The organism is Pseudomyxococcus flavus, assembly GCF_050038885.1.
GTDB classification, from domain to species: domain Bacteria; phylum Myxococcota; class Myxococcia; order Myxococcales; family Myxococcaceae; genus Myxococcus; species Myxococcus flavus.
This window is the reverse complement of record NZ_CP143624.1, coordinates 1,596,160-1,609,387: the sequence shown is the minus strand read 5'-3', so window position 1 is coordinate 1,609,387 and position 13,228 is coordinate 1,596,160. Positions and strand designations below refer to the sequence as shown.

The 13,228-nt window shown below is 71.2% G+C and carries 9 protein-coding genes; 3 read left to right on the top strand and 6 right to left on the bottom strand.

What is annotated here, in order from left to right:
• Positions 1–50: 50 nt before the first annotated feature.
• Genes VZL07_RS06690 through VZL07_RS06680 form a run of 3 tightly spaced genes read right to left on the bottom strand, consistent with a single transcriptional unit; the run spans position 51 to position 5,406 of the window.
• Entirely contained in the window at positions 51–1,292 is a 1,242-nt protein-coding gene (locus VZL07_RS06690) for a hypothetical protein (RefSeq protein ID WP_426754510.1), read from the bottom strand.
• Entirely contained in the window at positions 1,289–3,766 is a 2,478-nt protein-coding gene (locus VZL07_RS06685) for a TonB-dependent receptor domain-containing protein (protein WP_426757247.1), read from the bottom strand. The genes VZL07_RS06690 and VZL07_RS06685 overlap by 4 nt, the downstream gene beginning before the upstream one ends.
• Before the next feature lie 38 nt (positions 3,767–3,804).
• Complete coding sequence (locus VZL07_RS06680) at positions 3,805–5,406, bottom strand: serine/threonine protein kinase (RefSeq protein ID WP_426754509.1); 1,602 nt, start codon at positions 5,404–5,406, stop codon at positions 3,805–3,807.
• 269 nt (positions 5,407–5,675) lie between these two features.
• Between VZL07_RS06680 and VZL07_RS06675 the strand changes: the two genes are divergently transcribed.
• The gene (locus VZL07_RS06675; protein ID WP_426754508.1) at positions 5,676–6,545 is read left to right on the top strand and encodes an ABC transporter substrate-binding protein; all 870 of its coding nucleotides are present in this window, start codon (positions 5,676–5,678) and stop codon (positions 6,543–6,545) included.
• Here VZL07_RS06675 and VZL07_RS06670 read toward each other — a convergent pair.
• The gene (locus VZL07_RS06670) at positions 6,542–7,789 is read right to left on the bottom strand and encodes an endonuclease (protein WP_426754507.1); all 1,248 of its coding nucleotides are present in this window, start codon (positions 7,787–7,789) and stop codon (positions 6,542–6,544) included. The genes VZL07_RS06675 and VZL07_RS06670 overlap by 4 nt on opposite strands.
• A gap of 143 nt (positions 7,790–7,932) precedes the next feature.
• On the opposite strand from VZL07_RS06670, the gene VZL07_RS06665 reads away from it, so the two are divergent.
• On the top strand, positions 7,933–9,705 hold the full coding sequence (locus VZL07_RS06665; RefSeq protein ID WP_426754506.1) for a BamA/TamA family outer membrane protein: 1,773 nt from the start codon (positions 7,933–7,935) through the stop codon (positions 9,703–9,705).
• A gap of 12 nt (positions 9,706–9,717) precedes the next feature.
• Here VZL07_RS06665 and VZL07_RS06660 read toward each other — a convergent pair whose 3' ends face one another.
• On the bottom strand, positions 9,718–10,494 hold the full coding sequence (locus VZL07_RS06660; protein ID WP_426754505.1) for a hypothetical protein: 777 nt from the start codon (positions 10,492–10,494) through the stop codon (positions 9,718–9,720).
• 123 nt (positions 10,495–10,617) lie between these two features.
• Between VZL07_RS06660 and VZL07_RS06655 the strand changes: the two genes are divergently transcribed.
• The gene (locus VZL07_RS06655; protein WP_426754504.1) at positions 10,618–12,825 is read left to right on the top strand and encodes a DPP IV N-terminal domain-containing protein; all 2,208 of its coding nucleotides are present in this window, start codon (positions 10,618–10,620) and stop codon (positions 12,823–12,825) included.
• 100 nt (positions 12,826–12,925) lie between these two features.
• On the opposite strand, the gene VZL07_RS06650 is transcribed toward VZL07_RS06655, so the two are convergent.
• Positions 12,926–13,132, bottom strand: coding sequence for a cold-shock protein (locus VZL07_RS06650; protein ID WP_426754503.1), 207 nt, complete (start codon positions 13,130–13,132; stop codon positions 12,926–12,928).
• Positions 13,133–13,228: the final 96 nt, after the last annotated feature.

Below are 13,228 nucleotides of genomic sequence, written 5' to 3'. Positions count from 1 at the left end.
AACACCGGTCATGTTGGCGGATGGAGAGACCGAAGTCAAAGCGCCAACACTCAGGGAACCTCCAGGTAGAAGGCCTGACTCTCCACCGCGGGAAGCCCCAGTCCCTGCGCCAGAGCGGGCGCCAGTTCGTTGGGCACACGCCATGTCTGACCACTGGGTTGGATCAGCACCACCGCGTAGCGGCCTCGGGGCAAGGCTTGCAGTGGCACTGGGTTCTCGGGCACCCGGGCATCGAGCGCCTGGGGATGCACGACCACCTGCAGCTCCGGAACGATGGCGCCCTCCATGCGCGGGTTGCCGTTCTCATCGGTGAGCGCAGCGATGGGGCCGTCCGGCACCAGCTCCGCGGCGAGCACCACGACGTCCGGCAGGGCGTCCACGGCGCCGGTGTCCGCGCGGACGTAGTCCACGCCCACCGCGTCCGGCACGCCGTCGCGGTCCAGGTCGTTCTCGTCCACGAGGTTCGAGCCGTCGTCCGCCAGCTTGCGCACCACCACGCGCGGCCAGAGCTCCGGAACGCCGTCGCCGTTGGCGTCGTCGGGCACGCCGTCGCGGTTGGCGTCCACGTAGCTCACGGCGAAGCCGTCCGGGCGCTGGTCCATCGCGCCGTCGTGGATGACCAGGGGCTGCAGGCGCAGCTCCTTCCGCGTGCTGCCCATCAGCGCGTCGCCCTGCACCACCTGGAAGGTGGGCCGGTCGCGCGGCACCCGGGCCGTGTCGGAGAAGCTCACCGTGACGCCGGTGAGGGGCTGCGGCTGTCCGTTGGCGTCCGCGACGACCTCCAGCGTGAGCGGCATGCCCGTGGTGGGGTCCACCGCGGCGCCGCCCACGTCGCCCGCGTTGGGCTCGCCGGTGACGCCGTACCAGGGGTTGAAGTCAGGGCGACGGCAGGGCGCGCCGGCCTCCGGGCCGCAGGACTCCGCGTCGATGAAGCCGCGCAGCGTGTAGCGCCCCGGCGGCACCAGGCTGAAGCTGATGGGCGCGACGAAGGGGCCCGCCGCGTCCCCCGCCAGCGCGGGGCCGAAGAGCTGCTCGGCGGGGACGACGCTGAAGGCGATGGGCCGGCCGGTGCCCTGCGGCGGGGGCGGCCGCTCCGCGTCGTAGAGGAACACCACCGCGTTGCCGCGGGCGCGCGACTGCACCACCAGGTTGCCGTCGATGCGCGCCGTGCGCGTGTTCTGCCGCACGTCGGCGGTGGGCACCACGGGTGGGGCCTCGCAGCCGAGCCCGAGGACGGACGCGAGGACGAGGCCGCTGGCGGCCTGCTTCCAGGACAGGGTGGGGCGGCTCATGGAGTCACCGTCAGGGTCGCGAAGACGCGCCGCTCGATGCGATTGCCGAAGGGGTGCTGCTGGTGGGCGCCGCCCAGGTGGGTGCCCACCAGCGCGACGGTGACGGCGTCCTTGACGGCCGTGTAGCCCACGCGCGCGTTCACCACGGTGTAGGCCCGCAGCGGGTTGGAGACCAGCTCGATGCGCGTCGGGTCCGCGGCGGAGGGCTCGCGCTCGATCCACGTCGACGCGGAGGTGTAGGCCGCGTCCACGGCGAACTCCAGGTCCGCGCGCGAGCGGTAGGTGATGCCGCCATACAGGCGGAACTGCGGCGCCTGGTTGCAGGGGCCGCACTCGGCCTCGGATTCACGGTCCGAGGTGATGTCCTGGAACGACGCGCTCAGCTTCAGGCCCAGGCCGTCCACCGGGGCCAGGGTGATGCCCGCCTCGGCGCCGCGCGCGGTGTAGACGGCGTCCTCGTTCTGGAAGGACGAGGTGCCCAGCAGGTACGAGCCGGTGCCCGGGTCATACGACTGGCCCGGCGGCAGCCGCGTCACCCCGGACAGGCCGATGAGGTCCCGCACCGTGTTCTGGTACACGGCCACGTCCAGGTCCATGCCCAGCTCCGGCGCCTCGCCGCGCCAGCCGAGCTCGAAGGCGGTGAGCCGCTCGGGGCGCAGCTGCGGGTTGCCGGTGGTCAGCGAGCTGGCGCCGTTGACGCCGGGCACGGGCACCGTCAGCTGCGTGTAGCTCTCCAGGAACGTGGGCTCGCGGAAGGCCGACGCGGCGCTGGCGCGGAAGGCGTGGTTCTCGAAGGGCTTGAACAGCGCGGAGATGCGCGGCGAGTGCGCCAGGCCCGGGCGGCCCTGGTCGAGCAGCGGGTGCCGGTCCACGCGGTAGCTGGCCACCAGCGACAGCGGCTCCACGATGCGCCACGCGTCCTGCACGAAGAAGGCCGCGTGCACCTGCTCGCGCAGCGGGCCCAGGTAGTCACCCCAGTCCACGCGCTTGAGGCGGCCCTCCACGCCCACGTTGAGCTGGTGCACGCCGCCCAGCTCGAAGTCGCGCGCGAAGAGCAGCTCGGCGTTGAGCAGGTTGGAGCTGAGCGCCGTCACCAGCGAGCGCTGGCCGGTGGGCTCGTACTGCGGGCCCGCGTCGCTGGAGATGTGGTTCCAGAACGTCTTCAGCTTCAGCGGCCCCAGCTCCACGTCGCCCTTGGCGAAGGCGTTGAGGCCGTCGATGAAGTAGTTGCGCAGCAGGCCCGGCGGATAGATTTCCGTGGTGAAGCGATTCACGCCGCCGGACAGGCCCACCTGGCGCCCTTCCGCGAAGGTGTACACGGCGGACAGCGAGGCGCGCGCGCCGCGAGCGCCCAGGTCCGGGTCGGGGCCTCGCAGCGTCACGTCCGGCAGGTCGCTGGCGTAGTCGCGGCTCCACTTGTCCGTCTGCGAGTAGCCCGCCGCCGCGCGGTAGCGCAGCGCGCCCGAGCCGCCGTGGCTGACGAACGAGCCCGCGGCGGTGTTGCCGGTGCCGCCCGTGGTGCTGAACTGGGCGCGCGGGCCGGTGCCGGGGGCCCGGGTGATGATGTTGACCACGCCCAGCATGGCGTTGGCGCCGTAGAGCGCGCTGCCCGGGCCGCGGATGACCTCGATGCGCTCGATTTCCTCCAGGCCGATGGGAATGGAGGACCAGATGGTGAGGCCGAGGAAGTCCTGGTACTCGGTGCGGCCGTCCACCAGCACCAGCACCTTGTTGGCGATGCGCTGGTTGAAGCCACGCAGCGACACGTTGGCGCTGCCCACGCCCAGGGCCATGACGTCCGCGCCCGGCACGCGCCGCAGCAGCTCCGGCAGCGAGGTGGCGCCCGACAGGCGGATGTCCTCGGCGGTGATGACGGTGGTGGCGTTGGGCGCGTCCAGCGAGGACTGCGCGCGGCGGCTTGCCGTCACCACGCGCTCCTCATAGGGCACCGCGCCCAGGTCCGTGCCGCTGGCCGCGTCGTCACCGCTGGCGGGGGCGACGCCCATGGGCGTCAGGCCTGGAATCGGCGCCTTCCCCACCGGCATGGCCTCCGCGCGCTCGATGGCCTTCTCCAGCCGCTCCAGCAGCGCGGATAGCTGCTGCTGCGACTGCATGCCCGCGGGAGGCGGCGGCATGGGCAGGGACGACGGGTCCTTCTCGGCGGCCTGCGCCTCTGCCTCCTGCAGCTTCTGCTCGAGGGCCGCCACGATGGGCCGCACCGTCGCCGCGTCCGGCGGATTGCTGGCGAGGTAGCGCTGGTAGGTCTCCAGCGCTTCTCTCGGCTTGCCCGCGTCCTGGTACGCGCGGGCGATGTTGAAGAGCACGTTGGGGTGCGGCTTGATGGCGTACGCGGCCTCGAGCTCGGCGATGCCTGCTTCGTACTGCTTCTGGGCGATGAGGCTCATGCCACTGCGGAAGTGGCGGCGGGCCTCAAGGCGGGCGTCCGCCAGGGCCTCCCCCGCGCACAGACACATCGCGAGGAGGCCCGCTCGTTTGAGGGCTGTCAGGGTTTTCACAAGTACGGGTCGTCCTTATAGGGCGACGAGTCGGGGGCCTTGTCGGGCCGCGCGCTCGCCTTCTTCTTGGGCACGAGCTTCTGGGTGAAGCGCTCCTCGGGGCCCGTGCCACGGGCGACGGCTCGGGCGCGCTGGTAGCCGTCCAGGGTGAAGGTCAGCGCCGCTTGCGCCACGCCGCTCTCATCCGGTGCCACCTCGAGGTTCAGGGGCGTCTCGCCCAGGTCCTTGCCCTGGTACGTCACGCGGGCCCCGATGGGCTCGCTGACGATGAGGAAGCGCACCGGCACGGCCTCGGCCCGCTCCAGCGGCGCCAGGGCCAGCTCCTCGTCCGCGGCGTCCGTCTCCGGCTGCGCCGGCGGCGTCGCGGTTTGCGCGGGAGGCCGGGCGGGCTCGGGCTGGGCGAGCGTGGGGGCCAGGGGCGAAATGGGGGGCGCGGGCGGCGCCGCGGGTCGCATCGCCAGGGCGATGGCCGCGCCGATGCCCACCAGCACCGAGCCACCGCCGAGCACCAGGGCCAGTGTCCTGGGGCCGCGCTTCGCCGGGGCCTCCTCCACGGAGATGTCGAGCGCCACGGTGGCGGGGCCGGAGCCGGGCGAGCCGTGCGGCCCGCTGATGGGGCCGCTGCCGCTGGTCGTGCCGGCGCCGAAGCGCGCGCCGCTGAAGGCGCCGCTGACGCCCACCGTGGACATGGTGCGCCGCATGGCGTCCAGCACCTCGTCCATGGACTGGTAGCGGTCCCCGGGCGTCTTGGCGAGGCACTTCATCACCAGGGCCTCCACCTCCGCGGGGATGCCGTGGCCGGGGTAGAGCGAGCCGAAGGCGGGCGGCGGCTCGTTGATGTGCTTGACGATGACGTCGATGCTCTGCGCGGCCAGGAAGGGCGGCCGGCCGATCAGCATCTGATAGAGCACCACGCCCATGCTGTACACGTCGCTGCGCGGGTCGGCGAAGTTGCGCGCCTGCTCCGGCGCCATGTACTGCGGCGAGCCCAGGATGATGCCCGCCTGCGTGAGCGAGGTGTCCTGCGGCACCGGGGCGCTGTCGCCGATGAAGGACTTCACCAGGCCGAAGTCGAGCACCTTCACCACGTCATGGTCCGTCTCCTGGTTGAGGACCATGACGTTGGCGGGCTTGAGGTCGCGGTGGATGAGGCCGACCCTGTGCGCCTCGCGCAGCGAGCGGGCGATCTGCTGGGTGATGTTGAGCGCGCGCGGCCAGGGCAGGGGGCCCAGCTGCGTGAGGAGCTGCCCCAGCGTCAGCCCCTCCAGGTACTCCATGGCGATGTAGTAGATGCCGTCTTCCGTCTTGCCATAGTCGATGACGGTGACGGTGTTCGGGTGGCGCAGCTTCGCGGTGACGCTGGCCTCCAGGAAGAAGCGCTTCTGGAAGCCGGGGTCCTTGCCCTCGCCGTACTGCGGGTTGAGCACCTTCAGCGCCACCAGCCGGTCGAGCGGTGACTGCACGGCCTTGTAGACGCGGCCCATGCCTCCGGCGCCGAGCGTCTCCAGGATGCGGAAGCGCTCGTTGAGGACCCGGCCCAGCATGGGGTCCGCGACGTCGGGTGGGGCGCCATTCGTCGGGGCGTTGCTCTCCATCATGACTGCCCCCACCGACCGGTAAGGCACACGACACGCCGGTCGAACATGGGAGCAGATGCTAACACTGCAATCCTCCACCTCCCAAGCGACCTGCCGGGTTGGCGCAGTGCGCCACCGGCCGAGAATCCGGCTCGGGCGCTACAACGTTTCACAGCCGACACACACGCGCGCGGACGTGACTCGGAGTGTGGTGCAGGCCCATCCACAGCGCGCGGACGCGTGCGACAGGCACGTTGCGCGAGGACGGGCGCGTTAGGTTGCGGCTCCGCATGAATGCCCGACTTTCCGAGCTGCTGTCCGGGGCGCCGCCCTATCCCCGCCGCGTCGTGTGTCTCACGGAGGAGACGACGGAGGTGCTCTACCGCATTGGCGCGGAGGACCTGGTGGTGGGCGTGTCCGGCTTCACCGTGCGGCCCCCGGAGGCGCGCAAGAAGCCGCGGGTCAGCTCGTTCCTGGACGCGAACTTCGAGCGGATTCTCGAGCTGAAGCCGGACCTGGTGCTGGGCTTCTCGGATTTGCAGGCGGACATCGGCCGCGAGCTGGCGAAGCGGGGCGTGCCCGTCTACCTGTTCAACCAGCGCTCCATCGCGGAGATTCTCCAGTCGGTGCGGCTGACGGGCGCGCTGGTGGGCCGGCCCGAGGCCGCCGAGGCGCTGGCCGCCGAGCTCACCGCCAACCTGACGCGGCACGCGGACGCGGCGGAGTCGCTGCCGCGCCGGCCGCGCATCTTCTTCGAGGAGTGGCACGAGCCGCTCATCTCTGGCATCCGCTGGTGCTCGGAGCTGGTGGAGCTGGTGGGCGGCGTGGACGTGTGCCGGGAGTCGCGCGCCTCGCAGGGCGCGCAGGGCCGCATCTTCGCGCCGGAGGACGTCGCGCGCCGCGAGCCCGAGGGCGTCATCGCGAGCTGGTGCGGACGCAAGGCGAAGCGGGAGAAAATCGTGGCCCGCCCGGGCTGGGCCCGGGTGCCGGCGGTGGTGGACGACCAGCTCTACGAGGTGAAGAGCTCGCTCATCCTCCAGCCGGGGCCGGCCGCCCTGTCGGACGGCGTGGACCGGCTGGCGCGCATCGTCGCGGCGGTGGCGCGGGGCGAGAAGCTTCCGCCCCTGCGCACCGGCGAGCTGCGCTCGGCGGGGGCCTAGAAGTCCTTCACCCGGTCGGCGAGCCCCGCGTCCTCGATGAAGGCGTTGGAGTTGCCCTGGATGTTGGCGACGCGCCGGTTGCGCTCGATTTCGGCGCTGTCCACCCCGTCGAGCTTGTTCCACGCCTTGAGCACCGCCTCCTCGTCGTTGGAGATGGACTTGTTGTAGGTGGCGGAGAAGTAGAACATCGCCCGCGCCACGTTGCCCTTGTGCGAGTCGGGCGGCTCGAACACCAGGTTGCCCCTGGCGTCGGTGCCGAACTTGGCGCCGTTCTGGCTCCAGCGCGCCTCCACCACCTCGCCGAAGGGGAAGTTGCCGCGCCGGGAGTTGGCCTTGCTGTCGGTGGGGAAGAGGTGGTGCAGGTCGCTCTTCGCCGCGCCCGTGGCGCCCTTCGACTGGGGCCAGGTGTGCTCGGTGTTCATCACCGAGTTGTTGGGAATCTTCCCGCCCTTGACCTCGGCGCCCGTGTAGACGCAGACGACGTTGCCGTGCTCGTTCACGTCCAGGCTGGAGAACATCAGCCGGCGGGCCTCGTTGTAGCTGACCACCTTCTTGCCGGACGAATAGTCCTGGAGCGCGTCCAGCAGCGCCTCGTCGCGCAGACCCTCGAAGAGGCCGCCTTCGGGCGCCTCCGGCTCCTCGGGCTCCGTCACCGGCGTCTCGGGGACGATGTCCAGGCCCCACTCGTGGAGCGTGCCGGAGTCGCCGCGCGCCGCGTCCTGCACCGAGAGCGTCCAGGTGCCCTGGGCCGGCTCCCCCTTGAAGGCGGACAGGTCGAAGCGGCCCTTCAGGTCATCCGCTGAACCTCCCTTGCGGTCGGACACCACCGCGCTCTTGCCGGAAGGCGACGTCAGCGTCACCTTCAGGTCCCCGCGGTAGGTGTGCTCGATGTCGAGGTTCAGCGCGAGCGACTCCACCGTGGCGTCTTCGGGGACGTCGATGGTGCTCTGGATGGTGGTGTTGTCCTTGATGTCCGCGTCGGGGCGGGTGCTGTGGACCAGCGGGGTGGCCCGCGCGCTGGTCGACGCCTTCGCGCCGGCGACCGCCGTCGGAGTCTGGGGAACGAAGACGGCGCCGAGCTTCGTCAGCATCGAGGGCGTCGCGCCCTCGAGTCCCGGCCGCGAGGGCTGGAACGAGCTGGTGGCCAGGGAGTTCGTCCGGGGGGCGGACGGCGTCTCACGGGCGGCTTCGGTGGTCGGGCGGGCGAGGAAGGGCGAGCGGCGGGGGCCGACGACGCTGGTCATGCCGTCATTATCCGCCCGGGGGGCTTCGCGGTTGCTTCCCCGGTGGATATTTTCGACGCAACCGCGAATACCGAAAATCCGGTGAGGTAACAGAGTGCGGCATTGCCCAGGGGGCCGTGGCGCGCTCATGACAGGATGCCCGTGTGCCGCTCCCGCTGCCTGCCCTGCTCGTCGCCACCTTCCTTGCGGCCGCGCCTTCCTCGTCGGAGGCCTCGTCCGATGCACCTCGGGGCGTGGCGGCGGCCATCGAGAATTATGAGGAAGCCCTCATCGAGGAGGCGCTGAAGCGGCACGGCCGGGAGCTGGAGCCTTCGCCCGAGGGCAAGGTGCTGGAAGAGGTGCTGGTGGCCACCGAGGACGTGGTGGCGGAAATCGACCCGTTCCCGGACTTCCTCAACATCTTCCATGCGCGGACACGGGATGACGTCGTCCGGCGCGAGGTGCTGCTCGAGGTGGGGAAGCCCTACTCGGAGCAGCTGGCCCAGGAGACGGCGCGCAACCTGCGCGGGCTGCGCCTGTTCTCCATGGTGCGGCTGGTGCCGGTGAAGGGGCGCACGCCGGACACGGTGGCGCTGATGGCCGTCACCAAGGACATCTGGTCGCTGCGGCTCAACAGTGACTTCGCGGCGGTGGGCTCGCTGCTGCAGTACCTGAAGCTGCAGGGCACGGAGCAGAACTTCCTCGGGCGCGGCAAGCGCATCGCCGTGGACTTCATCCTCCGCCAGGACACCCTCAGCGTGGGACAGAGCTACACCGACCCGCGCGTGCTGGGCAGCCGCTGGTCGCTGAGCGAGTCCATCGCCGTCATCCAGGGGCGGGAGAGCGGCAAGACGGAGGGCTCGCGCGGCAACCTCTCCGTGAGCCGGCCCCTGTTCTCGCTGTCCACGCCCTGGAGCGCCAGCGCCGCCGTGTCCTGGAACGTGGAGACCAACCGCGTCTACCGGGGCGCCTCCATCTGGCAGCTCCCGTTCCCCGGTGGACCGGCGGTGCCTTACATCTACCGGACGGAGGAGGTGGCGGGCGCCTTCGCGTACACGCGCTCGCTGGGCACGCGCTACAAGTGGAACGTGGGCGGCATGGTGGGTGCCTACCACTACCAATACGGCGCGCCGCTGGAGTCCGGGCTCACCCCGGAGCAGTCGGAGTGGTTCAACCGCAACTACCTGCCGCGCGGCGAGGACGCGGGCTACGTCGGGCTGAGCCTGCGCGCCTTCGACGCGCGCTACGAGGTGCTGCGCGACGTGGACTCCTACGTCCTGGCCGAGGACTTCCAGATGGGGCACTGGATTGCCGCGACCCTGCGCTACGCGCCGCCCGTGTTCGGCGAGCGCAGCCACTTCGCGGAAGGCGGGCTGGCGCTGCGCTACCGCCTGCGGCTGGGAGACACGCTCACCACCGCCTCCCTGTCGGGCGCCATCCGCCGGCAGCTGGGGCAGGGCGGTGCGTGGACCAACCGGCGCTGGGCGGCGGAGCTCATCGAGGTGTCGCCCAAGGTGCTGGGCGGGCGCTTCGTGGCGCGCGGGCTGCTGGACGTGAACATCGATGACCTGTTCGACCGCATCCACCTGCTGGGCGGCGCCAACGGCCTGCGCGGCGCGGGCGCGGACGCGTACTCCGGCCGGCGGCTCCTGCTCTTCAACCTGGAGTACCGCAGCCGGCCCATCGTCGTGAAGACGGTGCACCTGGGCGGCGTGCTCTTCTGGGACTCGGGCAGCGCCTTCAACGACAAGCCCGCCATGGTGCACACGGTGGGCGTGGGCCTGCGGCTGCTCTTCCCGCAGTTCAACGTCCTGCCCTTCCGCGTGGACTTCGGCTACGTGCTCAACGACGCCCGGCCGCCGGTGGGCAGCCGCTTCTCGTTCGCGGGCGGGCAGATGACGGACGTGCGGCCCACCTTCATGGAGACGCCGCTGTAGCGGCGGCGCGGCTCACGGCGGCTCGGTGCGCAAGAGCTCCCGGAACAGCACCTGGGCCGCGTCGCGGAACAAGTCGCCGGACGCGAGCAGCCCGCCGCAGTGGTGGGGCTCGCGCGCCAGCGTCAGCGCCACCGTCCGGGCCAGCACCGCGTCCCAGAAGGGCCCGGAGTCCTCCGGAAGCAGGAACTCGCGAATCACCTGCTGGGGCCAGGGCAGCACCGTCGTCGGGTCCGCGTCGCTCAGGGAGGTGAAGCAGTCCAGGTCCACGTCCAGCAGCACCCGCTCGGCGGCGTCCAGGACGTCGCGCACGGCGTCGCCAGGGGCAGGGCGGCTGAAGGCCTCGGCGGCCCGGTCCACGGTGGGCACCGCCACCAGCCGGTGGGGCCGGCCCCGGGTGTCCACGTAGGTGTCGCCCGCGAAGGCGCCCCGGGGCCGGGCGCGGGCAATCAGCAGCGCGTCTCCCACCAGCCCCGCCTCCATGGCCGCGAGGATGTGGTCGTAGTTGCGCACGTCCAGGGCCCAGCGGGCGTGCTCGTCCAGGGCGCGCAGCCCGGCGGTCCGGTCCGGCACGGCCGCGGGCTGCCGCGGCACCACGGTGTCCAGGTGCCGGTCCAGCGTCACCAGCAGTGCGGGGCCGCCCGCCTCGCCCAGGGCGCAGGCCCAGGCGGGCAGGGCGAGCCGGTGCGGGTCGAACACGTACGCGTCCGAGGGGCCCCGTCCACCGCCCAGGCCCAGCCGGATGATGCCGGCCAGCCGCAGGTGCCGCAGGGCGTCGTCTTCCGTGTCCATGACGTCGGGAATCCTCCAGCGTGCGGGGCGTTTGCTCCGGCCGCGTGGCCGCCGAGTGTAGGCTGCCTCACGCACCTTTCCACGAAAGGAGCCCCGCCCCTTCCGGCGGGGATTCGACGACGCATGCGCCACGTCCTCACCGCCGCGCTCCTGCTTGCGAGCGCTTCGCCCTCCGCCCAGGAGATGAAGCCCCTGACCATGTCCAAGACGCAGCGGTCGCAAGACCCCTTCCTGCGCCAGTTCTCGGAGACGCGCCGCTTCATGAGCGGCCGGCCCGGCGGCGTGCGCATCACCCCCGACGAGAAGAGCATCCTCTTCCTGCGCACGCAGCCCACGTCCAACGTGCAGATGCTCTATGCGTTCGACGTGGAGAGCGGGCAGACGCGCGAGCTGCTCACGCCCGAGGCCATCCTCAAGGGCGCAGAGGAGACGCTCACCCCCGAGGAGAAGGCCCGCCGTGAGCGCATGCGCGTCAGCGCCCGGGGCTTCACCAGCTACCAGGTGTCCGAGGATGGCAACCGGCTGCTGGTGCCCCTGTCCGGCCGCCTCTACGTGGTGGACCGCGCCAGCGCGAAGGTGACGGAGCTGAAGACGGGCCCCGGCACGCTGGACCCGCGCTTCTCGCCGGACGGCAAGCAGGTGGCCTACGTGCGGGACCACGACGTGTACCGCATCGACGTGGCCGCCAACCGCGAGCAGCGCGTCACCAGGGGTGGCACCGAGGCGAAGTCCCACGGCGTGGCCGAGTTCGTCGCCCAGGAGGAGATGGGGCGCTTCACCGGCTACTGGTGGAGCCCGGACGCGAAGTCCATCGCCTACACGGAGTCGGACACGACGGAGGTGGAGAAGCTCACCATCGTCGACGTCATGCACCCCGAGCGCGGCGGCGAGGACTTCGCGTACCCGCGCCCCGGCAAGGCCAACGCCAAGGTGCGCCTGGGGATTACCCCCGTCACGGGCGGCCGCACCGTCTGGGCGCAGTGGGATGCGGCGAAGTACCCGTACCTGGCCACCGTGACGTGGCCCAAGGGCGGCCCGCTCACCGTGCTGGTGCAGAACCGGGAGCAGACCGAGCAGAAGCTGCTCGCGGTGGACCCGCGCACCGGCAAGTCGCGGGAGCTGCTCACGGAGAAGGATGACGCCTGGCTCAACCTGGAGCAGGCCTTCCCGCTGTGGCTGGAGGATGGCAGCGGCTTCCTCTGGTACACCGAGCGCAACGGCGGCCCGGAGGTGGAGCTGCGCAAGGCGGACGGCTCGCTGGCGCGCAGCGTGGTGAAGCCGGACGCGGGCTTCCGCTCGCTGGCGCGCTACATCCAGAAGGACGACACGCTCTACTTCAACGGCGGCCCCAACCCCACGCAGAGCCACCTGTGGCGCGTGAAGGCCGGCGGCGCGCCGGAGAAGGTGACGGCGGGGCTCGACATCGAGGCGGGCACGGTGTCCAAGAGCGGCGGGCTGGTGGTGATGCACGGGCAGGGCCTCAAGTCCATGCCCAAGGTGCTGGTGGTGCGCGGGGACGGCACCCGCGTGGGCGAGCTGCCCTCGGTGGCGCAGGAGCCGCCCTACACGCCCAACGTGGAGCTGCGGCAGGTGGGGGCCGAGCGCTTCTGGACGTCGCTGGTGCGTCCGCGCAACTTCAAGCCGGGCCAGAAGCTGCCCGTCATCGTCGAGGTGTACGCCGGCCCCACCACCACCGTCGTCCACCAGAGCATGGCCGCGCACCTGATGTCCCAGTGGGTGGCGGACCAGGGCTTCCTGGTGGTGAAGATTGACGGCCGCGGCACCCCGCTGCGCGGCGCGAAGTGGGAGCGCGAGGTGAAGGGCGACTTCTCCGGCGTCACGCTGGACGACCAGATCGCCGCCCTCAAGGCGCTGGCCAGGGAAGTCCCGGAGATTGACTTGTCCCGCGTGGGCATCTCCGGCTGGAGCTTCGGCGGGTACATGTCCGCCCTGGCCGTGCTCAAGCGCCCGGACTTCTTCAAGGCCGGCGTGGCCGGCGCCCCGGTGGTGGACTGGCTGGACTACGACACCCACTACACCGAGCGCTACCTGGGCGTGCCCCAGCAGAACCCCGAGGCCTACGAGAAGAGCTCGCTCCTGACGTATGCGAAGCAGGAGGACAAGCCCATCGGCAAGCTGCTGCTCATCCACGGCACCGCGGATGACAACGTGTACTTCTTCCACACGCTGAAGCTGAGCGACGCGCTCTTCCGCGCTGGCAAGCCGCACGACCTGCTGCCGCTCAGCGGCCTGACGCACATGGTGCCCGACCCGAAGGTCACCGAGCGCCAGTGGGAGCGCGTCATGGACCACTTCAAGCGCCACCTGTAGCCCGGGCGCCTGACGCCCTGAAAGCGAGAGGCCCGGTCCCCCGTCGTGTGGGGCCGGGCCTCTTCTTCATCGGCCAGTCCGTGTGGAGTGGCGGACGCGGTCAGCCCATGGCGCGGACGTTCTGCGCCTGCAGGCCCTTGGGGCCGCGGGTGACCTCGAACTCCACCTTCTGGCCCTCGGCCAGGGTGCGGAAGCCGTCCATGTTGATGGCGGTGTGGTGGCAGAACACGTCCTCACCACCGCCGTCCTGGGTGATGAAGCCAAAGCCCTTCGCGTCGTTGAACCACTTCACGGTACCGGTTGCCATTGCACTTCCTTCAGTCTTGCGGGGCGGCGCGAGGAGAGCCGCCCGTTCTTCCCGCCCCCCGACTACCGGGAGACACTCCCAGTTGTAGTGAAACGG

Excerpts from the sequence above, each read along its gene's own strand:
- VZL07_RS06685 (WP_426757247.1), bottom strand. The coding sequence starts at position 3,766 with ATGTGTCTGTGCGCGGGGGAGGCCCTGGCGGACGCCCGCCTTGAGGCC.
- VZL07_RS06655 (WP_426754504.1), top strand. The coding sequence starts at position 10,618 with ATGCGCCACGTCCTCACCGCCGCGCTCCTGCTTGCGAGCGCTTCGCCC.
- VZL07_RS06675 (WP_426754508.1), top strand. The coding sequence starts at position 5,676 with ATGAATGCCCGACTTTCCGAGCTGCTGTCCGGGGCGCCGCCCTATCCC.
- VZL07_RS06690 (WP_426754510.1), bottom strand. The coding sequence starts at position 1,292 with ATGAGCCGCCCCACCCTGTCCTGGAAGCAGGCCGCCAGCGGCCTCGTC.
- VZL07_RS06660 (WP_426754505.1), bottom strand. The coding sequence starts at position 10,494 with ATGGACACGGAAGACGACGCCCTGCGGCACCTGCGGCTGGCCGGCATC.
- VZL07_RS06680 (WP_426754509.1), bottom strand. The coding sequence starts at position 5,406 with ATGATGGAGAGCAACGCCCCGACGAATGGCGCCCCACCCGACGTCGCG.
- VZL07_RS06670 (WP_426754507.1), bottom strand. The coding sequence starts at position 7,789 with ATGACCAGCGTCGTCGGCCCCCGCCGCTCGCCCTTCCTCGCCCGCCCG.
- VZL07_RS06650 (WP_426754503.1), bottom strand. The coding sequence starts at position 13,132 with ATGGCAACCGGTACCGTGAAGTGGTTCAACGACGCGAAGGGCTTTGGC.